Source organism: Cognataquiflexum rubidum, assembly GCF_022538115.1.
Lineage (GTDB): Bacteria > Bacteroidota > Bacteroidia > Cytophagales > Cyclobacteriaceae > Cognataquiflexum > Cognataquiflexum rubidum.
In genome coordinates, this window is sequence record NZ_JAKZAL010000014.1 from 15,573 (window position 1) to 32,391 (window position 16,819).

General features: G+C 42.2%; 18 protein-coding genes. 13 read left to right on the forward strand and 5 right to left on the reverse strand.

Annotated elements, in window-relative coordinates; all coding sequences use genetic code 11:
• Positions 1–58 precede the first annotated feature (58 nt).
• The gene (locus tag MMU05_RS14990) at positions 59–1,408 is read left to right on the forward strand and encodes an amidohydrolase family protein (protein WP_241142492.1); all 1,350 of its coding nucleotides are present in this window, start codon (positions 59–61) and stop codon (positions 1,406–1,408) included.
• Between the two features lie 164 nt (positions 1,409–1,572).
• Here MMU05_RS14990 and MMU05_RS14995 read toward each other — a convergent pair whose 3' ends face one another.
• The gene (locus MMU05_RS14995) at positions 1,573–2,334 is read right to left on the reverse strand and encodes an alpha/beta fold hydrolase (protein WP_241142493.1); all 762 of its coding nucleotides are present in this window, start codon (positions 2,332–2,334) and stop codon (positions 1,573–1,575) included.
• Between the two features lie 149 nt (positions 2,335–2,483).
• On the opposite strand from MMU05_RS14995, the gene MMU05_RS15000 reads away from it, so the two are divergent.
• A complete protein-coding gene (locus MMU05_RS15000) occupies positions 2,484–3,314 on the forward strand; it encodes a KilA-N domain-containing protein (protein ID WP_241142494.1) in 831 nt (276 codons plus the stop codon).
• Between the two features lie 55 nt (positions 3,315–3,369).
• The gene (locus MMU05_RS15005; protein ID WP_241142495.1) at positions 3,370–3,669 is read left to right on the forward strand and encodes a DUF6804 family protein; all 300 of its coding nucleotides are present in this window, start codon (positions 3,370–3,372) and stop codon (positions 3,667–3,669) included.
• 88 nt (positions 3,670–3,757) lie between these two features.
• Here the strand turns inward: MMU05_RS15005 and MMU05_RS15010 are convergent, their stop codons facing one another.
• Both MMU05_RS15010 and dusB read right to left on the reverse strand, forming a co-directional pair.
• A complete protein-coding gene (locus MMU05_RS15010; RefSeq protein ID WP_241142496.1) occupies positions 3,758–4,657 on the reverse strand; it encodes a DMT family transporter in 900 nt (299 codons plus the stop codon).
• A gap of 67 nt (positions 4,658–4,724) precedes the next feature.
• Positions 4,725–5,714 carry a tRNA dihydrouridine synthase DusB gene (dusB, locus tag MMU05_RS15015; protein ID WP_241142497.1) on the reverse strand — a complete coding sequence of 330 codons (990 nt, stop codon included), beginning with the start codon at positions 5,712–5,714 and terminating at the stop codon, positions 4,725–4,727.
• 37 nt (positions 5,715–5,751) lie between these two features.
• On the opposite strand from dusB, the gene MMU05_RS15020 reads away from it, so the two are divergent.
• The 5 genes from MMU05_RS15020 (at position 5,752) to MMU05_RS15040 (ending at position 9,813) form a co-directional block, all read left to right on the forward strand.
• Positions 5,752–6,693, forward strand: a complete 942-nt coding sequence (locus MMU05_RS15020) for a CPBP family intramembrane glutamic endopeptidase (protein ID WP_241142498.1) — start codon at positions 5,752–5,754, stop codon at positions 6,691–6,693.
• Positions 6,686–6,892, forward strand: a complete 207-nt coding sequence (locus tag MMU05_RS15025) for a putative signal transducing protein (RefSeq protein WP_241125481.1) — start codon at positions 6,686–6,688, stop codon at positions 6,890–6,892. The genes MMU05_RS15020 and MMU05_RS15025 overlap by 8 nt, the downstream gene beginning before the upstream one ends.
• The gene (locus MMU05_RS15030) at positions 6,876–7,733 is read left to right on the forward strand and encodes a phosphatidate cytidylyltransferase (protein WP_241142499.1); all 858 of its coding nucleotides are present in this window, start codon (positions 6,876–6,878) and stop codon (positions 7,731–7,733) included. The genes MMU05_RS15025 and MMU05_RS15030 overlap by 17 nt, the downstream gene beginning before the upstream one ends.
• A 71-nt stretch (positions 7,734–7,804) precedes the next feature.
• Entirely contained in the window at positions 7,805–9,082 is a 1,278-nt protein-coding gene (locus MMU05_RS15035; protein ID WP_241142500.1) for a Glu/Leu/Phe/Val family dehydrogenase, read from the forward strand.
• A 71-nt stretch (positions 9,083–9,153) separates the two neighbouring features.
• Positions 9,154–9,813 (forward strand): phosphatidylserine decarboxylase family protein, encoded by a 660-nt coding sequence (locus MMU05_RS15040; RefSeq protein ID WP_241142501.1) that lies wholly within the window; start codon positions 9,154–9,156, stop codon positions 9,811–9,813.
• Positions 9,814–9,815: 2 nt separating this feature from the next.
• Here the strand turns inward: MMU05_RS15040 and MMU05_RS15045 are convergent, their stop codons facing one another.
• Both MMU05_RS15045 and MMU05_RS15050 read right to left on the reverse strand, forming a co-directional pair.
• Positions 9,816–10,280: a Clp protease ClpB gene (locus MMU05_RS15045; RefSeq protein WP_241142502.1), complete on the reverse strand. Its 465-nt coding sequence runs from the start codon at positions 10,278–10,280 to the stop codon at positions 9,816–9,818.
• Positions 10,281–10,334: 54 nt separating this feature from the next.
• Entirely contained in the window at positions 10,335–10,712 is a 378-nt protein-coding gene (locus tag MMU05_RS15050; protein ID WP_241142503.1) for a hypothetical protein, read from the reverse strand.
• Positions 10,713–10,832: 120 nt separating this feature from the next.
• Here MMU05_RS15050 and MMU05_RS15055 point away from each other — a divergent pair, with 120 nt between their 5' ends.
• The 5 genes from MMU05_RS15055 (at position 10,833) to MMU05_RS15075 (ending at position 16,812) form a co-directional block, all read left to right on the forward strand.
• On the forward strand, positions 10,833–11,435 hold the full coding sequence (locus MMU05_RS15055) for a trimeric intracellular cation channel family protein (RefSeq protein ID WP_241142504.1): 603 nt from the start codon (positions 10,833–10,835) through the stop codon (positions 11,433–11,435).
• Between the two features lie 116 nt (positions 11,436–11,551).
• Positions 11,552–12,532, forward strand: a complete 981-nt coding sequence (locus MMU05_RS15060) for a TRAP transporter substrate-binding protein (protein WP_241142505.1) — start codon at positions 11,552–11,554, stop codon at positions 12,530–12,532.
• Positions 12,533–12,629: 97 nt separating this feature from the next.
• Positions 12,630–13,109 (forward strand): TRAP transporter small permease, encoded by a 480-nt coding sequence (locus MMU05_RS15065; RefSeq protein ID WP_241142506.1) that lies wholly within the window; start codon positions 12,630–12,632, stop codon positions 13,107–13,109.
• Positions 13,106–14,380 (forward strand): TRAP transporter large permease, encoded by a 1,275-nt coding sequence (locus MMU05_RS15070; protein ID WP_241142507.1) that lies wholly within the window; start codon positions 13,106–13,108, stop codon positions 14,378–14,380. Before MMU05_RS15065 ends, MMU05_RS15070 begins: the two co-directional genes overlap by 4 nt.
• 281 nt (positions 14,381–14,661) lie before the next feature.
• Positions 14,662–16,812, forward strand: coding sequence for a TonB-dependent receptor (locus MMU05_RS15075; protein WP_241142508.1), 2,151 nt, complete (start codon positions 14,662–14,664; stop codon positions 16,810–16,812).
• Positions 16,813–16,819: the final 7 nt, after the last annotated feature.

Consider the following 16,819-nt stretch of genomic DNA (forward strand, 5'->3'; position numbering starts at 1 on the left):
CAATTTTTAAACCGATTATATTTTCTAAATTTTAAACTTCAATCTATCCGTATTTTCCATGAAAACAATGATTTTGAAAAAGGCATTTTGGGCTGTGACCCTTTTGTTTTTTATTTCCTCCGGAATCCAATCACAAAACATCAAAGCCCTTGTCGGAGGCACCATGATCGATGGCTTTGGAGGTCCTCCTCTCCGAAATTCTGTTATCATCATTGAAAATGACAGGATCAAAGAAATAGGGCAGGTGGGGACCTTGGCGATTCCATCTGGTGCCGAAGTGATTTCCACCGAAGGAATGTCGGTTCTGCCCGGACTTTGGGACATGCACGTCCACCTGATGCTCAACGGGCATAGCAATTATACCCATTGGGACAGTACGTATATCGATATCTTTGAGTCGGTCATCATGCCGTCTTCAGCGCACCAGTTGCTGATGGCTGGAGTCACAAGTGCACGTGAACTTGGCGCACCACTTGAGGCAAGTATCAATGTAAGAGACCGGATTAATAAAGGAGAAATCCCCGGGCCGACAGTCTATGTGTCGGGACCTTTTATTCAAAAAAAGCCATATCCAAGAACAGAGGAATTCCGATGGGGAGTAAACGGAGTCCAGGATGCGCGAAACAAAGTCAAAATACTGGTTGATGCGGGTGTCGATGTCATCAAGCTGATCGATCAGGATGAGATGACTTTTGAGGAAGCAAAAGCAGTCGTAGATGAAGCGCATAAATATGGTAAACCCGTTGTAGGGCATTCTCATCGGCCTGACGAAATCAGGGTTGGATTGAAAATCGGGATTGATTGTTTTGAACATACAGGACTTTCTTCTGCGCCAGAATATCCGGCCGACATCCTTGAAATGATCAAAGAACGGACTGCCAAGATGAACATGGGACCTTTGTTTTGGACACCAACTGTGGAAGGTCTCTACAACTACGAGTACATGCGCAATAATCCTGAAAAACTTGATGACCCCTCTTGGCACCTTGATTTGCCGGACTCTATCATCAGAGATATCAGGGCTTCTTTAAGGTATCCTGGAAGAATGCCTTACTTTCAGTTGACGCCTGTCCGTAAACCCACTTTGGAGAAAAAAATCAACCAGCTCAAGGATGCCGGAGTGGTCTTGATGATCGGAACAGATTCCGGTATTCCCATGAAATTCCATAGCCAAAGCACATGGAATGAATTGGATGTATGGGTCAATGAATTTGGATTTGACCCGATGCTGACCATCAAAGCTGCTACTTATTGGCCGTCGGTGGCGATGAGAGTTGACCAGGATTATGGGACTATCAGTGAAGGAAAATATGCCGACATCATTGCTGTCCGCGGAGATGTCCTGCGCTATATCAGCTTACTCCAAAATGTAGATATGGTGATCAAGCATGGAAAGAGAGTGAAATAAGTAATCAGTCCACAGTCGATAGTCAACAGATGCTTGTTTTGACCTTCAAACCGAATTTTGGATATAAGGGATTTTTGGCAAATGTTAATCAAAAAAATTATTGAAATTTTACCACAAAAGGCCCAAAAGGAATTTTTCTTTTAGGCCTTTTGTGGTTTATCCAATCAACCTAGAAAAGCCCTTACGGTCTCAATCACCGCACCCGGCTGTTCGGCATGAAGCCAATGTCCTGCATTTTTGAGGTGGATAATGTTACTGTTAGGAAAAAGTCTTGAAATATCGCTTTTGTCGCTTTCTTTGATATAATCCGAATTTTCCCCTCCCATAAACAAGGTCGGATTGTCAAAGGAATGGTCGGAGTCGATTTCTTCACCTACAATCTCAATTTTCTCTGTAATGGTTTTAAGATTGATTTTCCATTCAAATCCCCCTTTTTCATCTCTGCCAAGGCTTTTGAGTAGAAACTGTCTGATCCCCATGTTTTTGATATAGCCGGACAAAATGTCGTCAGCATCTTTACGCGACTTGATTTGGTCCATCGGAATGGCATTGAGCCCTTCCAGGATTACGTGATGGTGAAGCGGATAGTACCTTGGCGCGATGTCGGCTACAATTAGTTTTTTAACCTTTCTAGGATATTGCAGGGCAAAAGCCATCACCGTTTTACCTCCCATGGAGTGCCCCATGAGGTAAGCAGATTCAATGCCTTCCGTTTCCATCAGCTCATTGATATCTTCTGCCATTACCTGATAATTCCAATCCTCACTATGAGGGGAATCACCATGATTTCTTTGATCCACGAGATAAAGCGTATAGTCTTTTTCAAGTTCCTTGGCGATACTATACCAATTATCCGCGGATCCAAAAAGTCCATGAAGGATAATCAGCGGTTCGCCGGTTCCGGTTTTTTTATAGTTAAGTTTCATTTGATTTTTGTAAGAAAATTAATTCATCGGATTAATCAATTATAAAAGTACCCTGTTTACGGTATTTTTTTTCTGATTTAAGTTTTTAATATTTGATCAATCCCAAACACAAAGTTCACTCGAAGTTATTCCACTCTATAATTTTCCGTATGACAAAATCTACTTCAAAAATAATTGTTCAGAAAAAGGAAATCACTTTAATGCATCAAGTGGGAGGTGAATATCTTTCTCTAACCGATATCGCAAAGTACAGAAATGCAGAAGAGCCTTTTTCAGTTATTAATAATTGGTTGAGAACTAGAAGCACGATTGATTTTGTTGGTCTTTGGGAAAAAATTAACAATCCTGATTTTAAACCTCTCGAATTCGATAGGTTTAGAATTGAATCGGGGAACAATTACTTTGTCCTTTCTCCTCAAAAGTGGATAGAAAGTACAAATGCTGTTGGAATAACTTCAAAATCTGGAAGATATGGAGGAACTTTTGCCCATGTTGATATAGCCTTCGAGTTTGCATCATGGATTTCATCAGAATTTAAATTGTATTTAATTACAGAATTTAAAAGGTTGAAGATTGACGAAAACAACCGCTTGCAATTAGAATGGAACTTACAACGAACTATTTCAAAAATAAATTACCGCATCCATACAGATGCTATTAAAGAAAACCTCATACCAAAAGAAATTACAAAGCAGCAAACAAGTCTAGTTTATGCCAATGAAGCTGATTTGCTAAATGTAGCTTTGTTTGGAATAACAGCAAAGGAGTGGCGTGATGCCAATCCCGATAAATCAGGAAATATTAGAGATTTTGCCAATTTGGAACAATTGGTTGTGTTAAGCAACATGGAAAGTATCAATGCTTTACTAATTCAGCAAGATTTATTGCAGCCTGAAAGATTAATCCAACTCAACAAAGTAGCAATTGCCCAAATGAAATCATTGATAGAAAGTAGTTCAATCAAAAAGTTGAATAAATAATGAATTGCCTTATTTTGATAAATATTCAAATCGATCCACTTAACGACATTAGCGAATGACCCTTGTGATCAAGATTGTTTTATCCATTCTGTTATTCGTGTGTTTATTGGACATGCCCTATGGATATTTTCAATTGGTGAGGCTTTTGTCCTTGGTGGGTTTTGGGTATCTAGCCTATCAGGCTAAAAAAGATAACAATGATAATGAAATGTTTATTTATGGCGGTTTGGCTTTGCTTTTTCAGCCCTTTTTAAAAATACCACTAGGGAGAGGATTGTGGAATATTGTTGATGTGGTGGTTGCTGTTGGGTTGCTAACTTCGGTTTTTAAAAAACCTAAGAAGAATGAATATTAGGTATTTACGCAATGTGGCCGATACGTTACGGCACTAATTAAATCCAAAAGTATGCTACTTCCAACTTCCAACCTACTAACTTGAAACATCACTTCCTATTCCCGATCCAAACCCCAAAAATCACGGCCACTATCCCAAAGTAATGTCCCGGTAGCAGAACCTCCCCGTCCAATAATCCCCACATGATGGCCACAATCGGAATAAGATAGGTTACCGAACTTGCAAATACCGGAGTAGCCACCTTGACCATAATATTGAAAAGGATCAGGGCGATGGCTGTACCGAGTACGCCAAGCAGGGTAATGTAACCGGCAGCCTCTGCCGCGCCTTCGACATGGAGTATTTTGAAGGAAAATTGTGTAAAGGCAAATAAATAAATCAACGCCATGGGCAGCACCATCAGCAGGGAAAGTGCGGTAATTGCAACGGGCTTGAGTTCAACAAAACGGTACTTGATAATATTTAGGTTGAATCCATAGCAAATACAGGCAAGCAATACATAGAAAGCGTAGGAGTTGATTTCAGAAAAATCCCCGAAATAGGTACCTTCCTTTACCATCAAAAGGATAACTACTCCGACAAAGGCGATGGCCAATCCTATTCCGTTTCTTTTGGTGATCCTTGCATTAAAAAAAAGGGCTCCAATAATGACCACAAATAAAGGCGTCATGGCATTAAAAACACCTGTCAGCGAGGAACTGAGTTGTGTTTGGGCCTTGGCAAAAAGAAATGCGGGAATAAAACTCCCCATCAATCCGACAATAATGAGGTTTTTGACCTGTCTTTTTTTCAGGGTTTTTAGTCTCGGCAATGAAAGCGGCAATAGAACCATTCCCGCAGCCACGATCCTAAATGCGCCGACTTCTCCGGGAGAAAAAATTTCCAGGCCTCTTTTGATCAAAATAAAAGAACTTCCCCAGATCAGTGCCAGCACAATGAGAAATCCCCATGCCCTCAAGGCGCCTTCTGCTTGGATATCTTTGGTCATGTTTTGTACAGGGAAGAAAGGAGTGATCTTGACGGGAAAAATCAGGAATTTTTTACAAAATCCGAATTCAAAATTGATAGTCGGCAAAAACCTCACCTACTTCTTCCAAAAGAGCAGCTACTTCTTCATAGGTTTCCGCTGTGACCATCTGACTTCTGTATGGTTTGAAATTGGGCATGCCACGGAAGTAATTCGTGTAATGCCTTCTCATTTCAAGGATTCCCTGCTTTTCACCTTTCCATTTGACAGAAAAGTCAAGGTGTTTTTTGGTGACATTGATTCTTTGTTCAAGGTCTGGTCCGGCAAGTTTTTCTCCGGTTTCGAGGAAATGTTTGATTTCATTGAAGATCCAGGGATACCCGATGGATGCCCTGCCGATCATCATGCCGTCGACATTGTATTTGTCTTTGTATTCTTTGGCCTTTTCAGGCGTGTCGATATCGCCATTTCCAAAAACAGGGATGTGTAGCCTTGGATTGTCTTTGACCAGGTTCAGGTATGACCAATCTGCTTCGCCTTTGTACATCTGCTGACGGGTACGGGCATGGATGCTGATGGCTTGTATTCCTACGTCCTGTAGTCTTTCTGCAACCTCTACGATACGGATGGTGTCTTGGGACCAACCAAGGCGGGTTTTGACAGTAACAGGAATTTTCACCCTCTTGACGATCTCTGCAGTCATGGAGACCATCTTGTCTATATCGAGCAAAATCCCCGCACCTGCACCTTTGCAGGCTACTTTATGAACAGGGCAGCCATAGTTGATGTCCAGGATGTCCGGACCGGCAGCTTCTGCAATGGCAGCGGCTTCTCTCATGGATTCTATTTCTGCCCCAAAAATCTGGATGCCCACCGGACGCTCATATTCAAAAATATCCAGTTTTTGGATGCTTTTGGCAGCATCCCTGATCAAGCCCTCAGAGCTGATGAATTCTGTATACATCAAATCCGCTCCGTTATCTTTACAAACCGCTCTAAATGGAGGATCACTGACATCTTCCATGGGTGCGAGCAACAAAGGGAACTCCCCTAATTCTAAGTTTCCGATTTTAACCACTTCCTAATTCTAATTTTCGTGTAAATTTACCCCAATTATGGAGATATATAAAACCCAAGTACCCATCACCACCAAAAGTAATTGGCTTTTGTCTATTGTGGTGATGGTTTTAGTCACTTTTGGCGTATTAATTCTTTTGCAGGGACTTGGACTTTTATTACTTCCTGTTCTTTTTGGTATCCCACTTGACGAGATGACTGCCTTGTTTACCGCAGAATCTTCACATCCCAATGGCCGCATGGCTTTCCTTTTTGTACAAGGACTTGGCGGAGGACTTGGTTTTTATGTGGCTGCGTTACTGATAGCCAAGGTGATAGATAAAGCTGATTTTGGTTGGCAACAACAAATGTCAAGGTTTAAGTTCATAGGATTGGCACTGACGGTGGCAATCATGGTCGGGTCGGTTCTGTTCAACAGTCTTTTGATTGACTGGAATGCCAAAATCGTGTTGCCGGAATTTCTTAACGAACTCGAACAGATGATGCGGTCAAAGGAGGATGAACTTATGGCTTTGACCAAATATTTGACAGACTTTGAAAATGTCGGAGAGTTTCTGATGGGAATTCTCGTCATCGGCGTCTTGGCAGGAATAGGAGAGGAAGTTCTTTTTCGGGGAGTCCTACAACCCAAACTTCATTTGTTCACTGGTAATGCCCACATAGCGATTTGGTTGTCTGCCTTTATATTTTCAGCCATCCATTTCCAATTTTATGGATTCTTTCCCCGAATGATGCTTGGAGCAGTATTTGGTTATCTTTACCTCTATTCAGGTAGCCTTGTCTATCCCATTATCGGACATATTCTTAATAATACTTTTACGGTAATTTTGGTTTATTTGAATAAATTGGGCAAAATAGATTTCAATATTGATGAGACAGATCAGGTATCCATACCAATCGCCCTTGTTGGATTGTTGATTTTGTTGGTTGGATTTAGGGTATTTAAAGAGAAAACTCAAAATATTGAATCAAATGGATAATTGGCAGAAAGTATTTTCAGATGGTTCGCCCGTGAGGGCCGAGATTGTCAAATCAGTCTTGGAGGAAAACGGAATCCCTGCTGTCGTGATGAATAAAATAGAATCTGTCTACCGGATACATGGACAGTATGAAGTGATGGTCCCCCAGGTTGAGTTTTCAAAAGCACTAAATATTGTCAAGAATGAGATCTCCTTTTAGAGTCAGAGATAGATTTAACATAAACAATTACAGCAATCTTGGCCAAAGGGTAATCACAGGAATCATTGGGGCAGGTATTATCGTCGCCGGCTCCATTATCAGTCCATGGCTTTATTTCCTGATTTTTGGATTGATACTCGCCTTTTCCCAAATGGAATTCTACAAGCTCTCAGGACTTGATGGGATGTTGCCATTAAAAAGTTTCGGGACATTTTTGGGCTTGTGTATTTTTTCACTTTCCTTCTTTATCGGGATGGAACACCTGGATACAAAATATTATTTTTTGATTTTCCCATTAGCCTCTTTGGTTTTCTTTATCAAATTATACAGGAAATCAGACAAGAAACCGTTTACCGGAATTGCATATACATTTCTTGGATTATTTTATGTGGCAGTGCCTTTTTCCCTGCTCAATGTGGCTGCCTTTTCAGTGGACGACTCTTTCCACTATGAAGTCATCATTGGATCCTTGTTTATCCTTTGGGCTTCGGATTCAGGGGCATACTTTGCCGGGACCAAATTTGGCAAGACCAAGCTCTTTGAAAGAGTCTCCCCAAAAAAATCGTGGGAAGGTTTCTTGGGAGGGGCAGCATCGGCATTCCTCATTGCCTATTTTCTAGGCAAGAATTTTAAATCCATTGAAGAATGGCAGTGGCTAGTGATTGCAACCATCATCATCATCGCAGGGACCTACGGTGACCTGATAGAATCACTTTTTAAAAGAAGCATAGAAATCAAAGACTCCGGAAAATCCCTTCCGGGGCATGGAGGCTTTATGGACCGTTTTGACGGATTGTTATTATCTGCCCCCTTTATAGCTGCTTTTTTGAAAATCTTCTAAAATTGCCCCTAGCATATTAAAAATCTCCTTAATATTGTACCAAAATTAACAGTCAACTAAATAAACCCAATATGGCTTACATTGAACCGGCTCCGATCTTGGATAAAGAAAATCCACTGGAGTCCATGATGGAAAGATTTCACATTGCAGCAGAAAAATTAGGTCTTTCAGAAGAGATCTACAACGTGCTAAAAAATCCCGCCAAACAAGTTATCGTCTCCCTTCCGATTACCATGGACAATGGTAAAATCAAAGTTTTTGAAGGGATTCGTGTGATTCATTCCAACATTCTTGGACCTGCAAAAGGTGGGATCAGGTTCGCTCCTGACGTGCATCTGGATGAAGTAAGGGCACTTGCAGCTTGGATGACATGGAAATGTGCCGTAGTGGACATTCCTTATGGTGGAGGTAAAGGTGGCGTGAGGTGCAATCCAAGGGAAATGTCTGCCGGTGAAATTGAAAGATTGGTAAGGGCCTATACCTTGGCGATGATCGACGTATTCGGACCGGATAAGGATATTCCTGCGCCGGATATGGGAACAGGGCCCAGAGAAATGGCTTGGTTGATGGATGAATACTCCAAAGCGCACGGAATGACTGTCAATGCTGTCGTTACCGGCAAGCCTTTGGTATTGGGCGGTTCATTGGGAAGAACCGAAGCCACTGGTCGCGGTGTCATGGTGACTGCTTTGGCAGCCATGCAAAAACTCAAAATCAATCCTTTCCAAGCTACCTGTGCAGTTCAGGGTTTTGGGAATGTGGGTTCTTGGGCCGCTTTGCTATTAGAGGAAAGAGGCTTGCGGGTTTTGGCTATCTCTGATATTTCAGGAGCTTATTTCAATGCCAATGGCATCAATATCCAGGAGGCAATTGCCTACAGGGATAGCAACAAAGGTACACTTGAGAATTACAGTGGCGCTGAGAAACTTCCGGATGCCATGGACTTGCTTGAATTGGAAGTGGATGTACTTGTTCCGGCTGCGGTCGAAGATGTCATCACCATTGCAAATGCTGATAGAATCAAAGCCAAATTGATAGTAGAAGGTGCCAACGGCCCAACCTCGGCTAAGGCAGACGCTATATTAAATGACAAAGGCATCATGGCTGTGCCTGATATCCTGGCCAATGCAGGCGGGGTGACTGTCTCATATTTTGAGTGGGTGCAAAATAGATTGGGTTACAAATGGACTGCCGAAAGGGTCAACAGAAGGTCTGACAGGATTATGAAAGATGCTTTTGACCATGTGTATGAGGCTTCTGTTAAGTACCAAGTTCCATTGAGAATCGCAGCCTATATTGTTGCGATAGACAAAGTAGCTAAAACCTACACCTATAGGGGAGGTTTTTAAGGTCAAAAAAAAGTTTTTACTATATTTGGGGCGTGGAAGTCGACTTTCACGCCCTTTCAATTTTATAGATAATGAGTATTCACAAAGAAGGTAGGACATTGTTATTTTGGCTATTGCTTATCCTGGCAGGGGTCAATTTTGGATTGAATTATTTGATTCCCGAGCAGGAAACCGCCCTCAATGTGGTTTTATTGGTTAGTGTGGTTTTTTATTTGTTGATACTTCAGTTTTTCCGCAATCCTTTTATCCAGCTACCAAACGAAGAAAAACTGGTCTTCGCACCTGCCGACGGCAAAGTGGTAGTCATTGAAGAAACCACCGAAACAGAATTCCTAAATGACAGGAGAAAGCAGGTTTCGATATTTATGTCGCCTTTAAATGTCCATGTGAATAGGTCTCCTGTTGCCGGTATAGTGGAATTTTTCAAATACCATCCGGGAAAATATCTGGTCGCTTGGCATCCGAAATCCAGCACCGAAAATGAGCGGACTACGATGGTCATCTCCCACAAAAGCGGTGTCAAAATTCTTGTCCGTCAGATTGCAGGTGCCGTGGCGCGCCGGATCAAATGGTATGTCAAGGAAGGAACGCCACTAGCCCAAGGCGGAGAATTCGGATTTATCAAATTTGGCTCAAGGGTGGATGTCTATCTCCCTTTGGATGCGGAAGTTTTGGTCAGCTTGGATGAAAAAACCAAAGGTGGCAGAACGCCAATAGCAAGGTTAAAGTAAAATTATGCTTTTGACCTTTTCCAAAATAGGAAAGACAAAAATGCTGTACTGAGAAAGAATATGAAAGTCAGCCACTCATAAGTCCTGCTTTCGGATTTTTCTTCCATTGCAATCCCCTCTTTTTCTGCTAATTGCCTTTTGAGCATGGCTATTTCGCGCTCCTGTTTTTGGGAAATGAATTTATAATCATTCTTTTCGTAAGTGATTTCTGTTTTTTCGATTTCGCTGAGCATCTTCAGTTCGTCCATTATCTGATTGTCCTTTTGGATGATCCGTTCCATCCAATCATTGGTTTCGATCATGTCCTTTTTGGTCCTATTGCCAAAAATCCCTGTTTTTTTAGATTCGGAAGTCTTCCAGGCAGAGTGCATGCTCGTCCGCTCGGAGACGAGTTTGTCTAATTTGGCTTGGGCAAAAAGTGAGAATGGAGCAAGCATCAAAATGAGCAAAAGGTATCTTTTCAGCATTGGGATTTCAGTTTTAGTAAAAATGGATTCAAATTTTATGCCGATACTGAATGCTCAACGTGTTTTTAATTTGGCACCTGGTTTTCTTTTGAAAGTACCTTGTCTTCGTTTTCCGTTGGTGTAAAAGTTATACATAAAGTTCATGGCAAAAACTGCAATGGTCAAAGGAATGAACAAGTCCGGGGCCATTATTTTTATTCCAAAAAGTATCAACAGAGAGGCCAATATTCCGGTTTTGAAAGTGGTGTGGCTTTCAGGATATACCTTCCCGATCAAAAAGAGACTCAAGCCTTCAATCAAAATTATCAGGATAATCAGGTAGGTCAACATCTCCGACATGGTAGTTTCATTGGACCATACCACCCAAGCAAGTCCGGCTGCCACCAGTATCAAACTCGCAGATTGTATCGATACATTCAGTCTTTCTCTCATAAGTTATTGGGGTTTTCTTGTTTGATTAAGTTAGGAATTTACCATATAAAATCAAAAATCCAGCATTCACTTTTACAGGGACCTGAAATAGGTTTTCTTTGATAAATATTCCCAACTGAAATGGATCTTCAATATCCCTTAGAACTGGTCGGTACATTTGTTTTTGCGATCTCAGGTGCTTTGGCTGTCCGGGACCGAGAGCATGATATTTTTGGTGCTGGATTCACGGGATTCATCACAGCTATCGGAGGAGGAACACTCCGGGATGTATTGTTGGGGTCTTATCCCTTGGTTTGGATAGGAGATGTCTATTTTCTTTATGCCATTTTTGCAGGGATTTTTACTGCTTTTGTTTTCCCAAAAATCATGTTGAAATTGAGGAAAACCATGTTTCTATTTGACACACTTGGGATCGGTTTTTTTACAGTTCTTGGTGTCGAAAAATCTTTGAGTCTAGGGTTTAGGCCTGAGATTGCGGCCATCATGGGCATGTTTTCGGCAGTGATGGGTGGAGTGATCAGGGACACTTTGGTCAATGAAATCCCGATACTTTTCCGTAAGGAAGTCTATGCCTCTGCATGTTTGGCAGGTGCAATACTTTATTTGATTTTGAATTACTTTGGCGTTCATAGAGATATCAACCTTCTGGTTTCCATTTCTGTGATTATCAGTATCAGGTTGATTGCAGTCAAATACAAACTGAGTCTCCCGAGGCTGGATTGAATCCAATATTTTCCATGAATTGCAGGATATGTTTACCCTTTTGTTAGAAAGCAGATTTTTTTCAATAAATTATTGACGCTTACCATTTTCTAATTGGCATGGTATTCAAACCCAAAATGAAAAACCTGCTGTACATTTTCTTATTTTCTTTAGTTTTTTTTGGCTGCAAGCAACCAGATTCAAAATCCAAACCTGAATACACCCTTCGGTTTGGGCACCTTGCCAATGAAAACAATATCTGGCACAAAGCAGCAATGAAGTTTGCAGAGGAAGTTTTTCTCAGGTCTGAAGGAAGGGTACAGGTCAAAGTCTATCCAAACGAACAGCTTGGAAAGGAAATGGACATGATCACCGGGATTTTGGGTGGAAGTATGGACATCATGGTCACCGCCGAATCACTGGAAAACTGGAGCCTTCCTTATGCGATATTATGCGCCACCCCGTATGCGATAAGAGATTCTGACCATCTTCAAAAAGTAGCTGGTGGACCCATTGGAAAAGAAATTGGAGCGCATATTACCGAAGTGGCCGGATTAAAACCCATCGCATGGTTTGAAAGGGGAGCGAGAAACCTGACCACAAATACCCCTATCCGACATCCGGATGACCTAAAAGGACTGATTATAAGGGTACCAAATGTTTCCCTTTTTGTAGCTACTTGGAGTGCTTTGGGCGCCAAACCTACTCCCATGGCTTTTTCTGAAGTTTTCACTTCTCTGCAACAATCCACGATCCATGGGCAAGAGAATCCTTTTGCTTTGATCCGGAATGCGGGTCTTTATGAAGTGCAGAAATATTGCAACTTGACCGAACATGTCAAAGGCTGGGCGTATGTGGTCATGGGCAACAAGAAATATGAAAGCATGCCGCCTGATTTACAGCAAATCATATTGGAATCAGCTAATGTCATGCAGGCCTTTGAACATGAGCTTTACCTAGAACAAGAAGAATTGGACTCCAGGTTTTTGAAAGAAAAAGGAATGGAGTTCATCGAAGTAGACAAGGCAGCTTTTGAAGAAATAGCAAGCGCCGCAGTTATGGCGAGCTTTACGGAGGAACAAAAAAAGCTTTATAAAAGAATCCAGGAAGTAAGGTAAAATCGGTTTGTTAAATAGATTGTACTTATTTTCAAGATTAGGACACCTTAATCTCAAATCTCAAATCTCAAATCTCACATCTCAAATCTAGTATCTCATGCCTCAAATCTCACAAACACGCATCGATAGAATATTGGAATGGGCAGTGACCGTCAGTTTTTTGTTGATGATAGTGACTGTCATGGTCCAGGTTATCGCGAGATATGCCCTTCCATGGTCTCCCCATTGGACAGAAGAAATGGCAAGATTCTGTTTTATCTATATGGTCAGCTTGGGTGCAGGACTTGCGGTCAAAGACAGGTCTTATATCAACGTCTCCTTATTTCTAGATTGGTTGGATGTCAAAGCACGTAATTGGATGGATTCTTTCATTCTGTTAAGTATCATTCTTTTGATGCTGTGCATGTTGGTTTTTAGCATTCCCCTGATGGATATTGTCAGTCTCCAAGATTCTGCTTCTTTGAAAATCAATATGGCCTTTATCTATTTTTCTATGACCTGCATGTCAGCGTTTGTGGCATTTTATTCAATAGTCGAACTTCTGAAAAACCTCAAGAAAATCTTCCGAAACCAATGACCATTCTACTCTTTGTTGTATTTCTGTTGTTGTTGATTTTTGGTTTTCCCGTTGCATTTGCATTGGGATTGGCATCATTCGTTTTCATCTTGTTTTCAGATTTGCCTTTTATTGTCATTCCCCAAAAAATGTATGCCGGGCTTGATGTCTTTGTCTTGCTTTCTATTCCCGGATTTATTCTGGCGGGCAATCTGATGAATGCAAGCGGCATCACCCACAGGATCATCCAATTGTGCAATGCGCTTTTTGGACACATCCGGGGAGGTTTGGGTTTGGCAAATGTAGGGGCATCGATGGTATTTGGCGGAATATCAGGGACTGCGATTGCAGATACGGCGAGCATAGGATCGGTAATGATTCCTGCCATGGTAAAAGAGGGATATGACACCGATTTTTCTTGCGCGGTCACTGCCACTTCCTCCACCATCGGACCGATTATTCCTCCAAGTTTGCCCATGATCATTGCGGGGACTTTGACAGGATTATCAGTAGGGAAGCTATTTATTGCGGGCATCATCCCGGGTTTATTGTTGGCTTTGGGATTGATGTTGGTTACCTACATTATTTCAGTCAAAAGGAAATATCCCAAAAACCCCAGAGTTTCATTTTTGGAAATGGCCAAGAGTTTCTATCAGGCATTTTGGGCCATTCTCATGACGTTTTTAATTCTTTTTGGAATTATTGGGGGAGTGTTCACACCGACAGAAGCCTCTATTGTCTCCGTCGTTTATGCCATGGCGATCGGGATTTTTGTCTATGGCGAACTCAAACTAATAATGATTCCTGCGATTATTCTTGAATCTGCCAAGATGACGGCCTCACTGATGGTTTTGGTGGGGTTTGCCAATCTCTTTGCCTGGATCATGACCGTAGAGGAGATTCCCCAACTGATCGCCCAAAGCCTGTTGAACATCACAGAAAACAAGATTTTGCTCCTCTTGCTCATCAACCTGTTGCTTTTGGTTGTTGGGGCGTTTATGGAGACCATTGCCTCTTTGCTGATTCTTTTTCCGGTCTTACTTGGAGTGGCAGTTCATATAGGGGTAGATCCGACCCAGTTTGCCATGATTATGGTGATGAATTTGGTCATTGGACTTACTACACCTCCGGTGGGTGTTTGCCTTTTTGTGGCTTCCAGTATCGGCAAGATTCCCATGGAAAAGATTGCCAAGGCGGGATTGCCGTTTCTTTTGGTGAGCTTGGTTGTTTTGATGTTGGTGACATACGTGCCGGCTATTTCTCTTTTCCTGCCTTCCTTGTTTTATGATTGAAAATAAGTCCATAGACGACAGTCGACAGTCCACACCTGTCCGCCGTGGCGGAGCCGCTACAAAATAACCTCAATTCGGGTTTTATATGGTTAAGTGAAAAAAGGACCAAACACAACTTGGATTGAAGTCCATTGGCAGTTGCTGTGGACTGTGGACCATGGACTATTGACTTTTTGAACATGCCTTATTTCCTACACTTCATCCACCTAATCCTACACTTCAGTCAGCTTTAATTTTTTGGCTTTGCCTTTCTCCACACTTTCGGATCAAATATCAAAGCAATGAAGGCACTTTTCACTATCTGTTTGTTTTTTCTCGTCAACCTGACCTTGGCCCAGACCACGATCAAAGGGATTGTCAAGGACAGCAAGGGAGAGACTGTTCCTGGTGTGAATATTTTTCTAAAAGGAACTTACGAAGGTACTTCCTCTGAAGTCGATGGAAGCTATGAATTGGAAACTGACGAAACAGGAAAGTTCATTTTGGTTTTTCAAGCTATGGGTTTCAAATCCCAGGAATTTGAAATCGACCTGAACGGTTCGGAACAGACCTTTAATCCCATCCTAAAAGAAACCATCAACGAAATGACGGCTGTGACCATCACCGCCGGAGCGATGGAAGCTTCGGATGAGAAAAAAGCGGTAGTCTTGAGACCGATTGATATCGTGACGGTTCCCTCAGCGATGGGCGATATCATCGGGGCTTTTCAGACTTTACCCGGAACTGCCAATGTAGGAAATGACGGTCGACTTTTTGTCCGTGGGGGCGATGCTTCTGAGACTTCGATATTTATCGATGGAATGAAAGTCGGTAATGCCTTTGGGACAACGGCTTCCAATGTCCCTACCAGAACACGCTTCAACCCCAACCTCTTCAAAGGCTCTTTCTTCAGTACAGGAGGTTATTCCGCTGAATATGGACATGCACTTTCCTCTGCATTGGCACTCAATACGGTAGATATTCCGGTCAGGAATCAAGGTGACATCAGCCTGCTATCAGTTGGCATGGGATATTCACAGACTTTGGTTGGGGAGAAAAACAGCCTCACAGCTACTGCCAATTACATGGACTTGTCGCCCTATCAGGCCATGGTTACTCAGAATTTTGATTGGGAAAGGGCTCCTTATGGATGGGATGCCGAAGTGAGCGCAAGACAAAAGTGGGGCAAAAGTGGGATAGTCAAAGCCTACGCCCGTACAGAATCGGGCGGTATGAAAATCTGGCAGAAAATCCCCGGTTCAGAAGGCCGCGGCCAATTGGTGGATCTCAAAAATCATTACACTTTCACCTCTGGATCTTTCAAACAAATCGGGAAAAATGACTGGAGTTATTATGGAGGCATTTCCTATTCCAACAATGTGGATGAATTTACTTTGGACCAAATTGATATCAGAAATCAAAACCGGGTCATCCATGCAAAAGCTGTGGCATTGAAAGGTTTCTCGGATAAGTTTTCCCTGAAGACAGGTTTAGAAACCTATCTTTTCAGCTATGAGGAAGGGCTAAAGTCAGAAAATCTGGTTCGGGATTTCAATGACTTGCAGGCCAATATTTTTACAGAGGCAGATTATTATGTCAGTAACAAACTGATCTTCAGAGGGGGGCTAAGGGCAGGCCACAGCGTATTGGCAGATCAGACTTGGTTGGATCCTAGGTTTTCATTGGCCTACAAATTTGAGAATGAAGGGCAGCTTTCTTTGGCTGCCGGGCAATTCAGTCAAATGCCGGTGGAGGAACTGAGGATTGCGAGTCCTGATGTTCAAAATACGATAGCGAACCATTTGATTTTGAATTATTTCCTAACCAAAAACGGCAGGACCGTCCGCGCTGAGGCATTTTACAAGGATTACAAAAAAATTCTTACGTATGAAGGAGCGCAATATTTCTATAGAAATATCCAGCAAAACGGAACAGGTTATGCTCAGGGTTTCGATGTATTCTACAGGGACCAAAAGACAGTCAAAAACACGGATTTCTGGATGACTTACAGCTTTGTGGACAGCAGGCGGAAGTTTGCCCAATTTACCGAAATGGTGCAGCCGGGTTTTGCGCCAAGGCATAATGCCTCGATCGTAGTAAAACATTTCGTATCAGGATTGAAATCCCAACTCGGTGGTTCATTTGCGATCAACGACGGCTATACCTATACGGACCCGAATTTTGCAGGGCAAATGAATGCTAAGACCAAAGGATTCCGGGATTTGAGTCTGAGCTGGAGTTACCTGCCAAAGCCTAATCTTATTATCCATTTTGCCTGCTCCAATGTGTTGGGCAGAGACAATATTTTCGGATATCAATTCAGTCCCACGCCAAATGAATCCGGCAAATACGAGAGCCTGCCCATCAGACAGACTGCACCAAGATTCATATTCGTCGGCATATTCCTGACACTTTCCAAAGACAAAACCGCAAACAATTTAAACAACTTATAAAAATAGA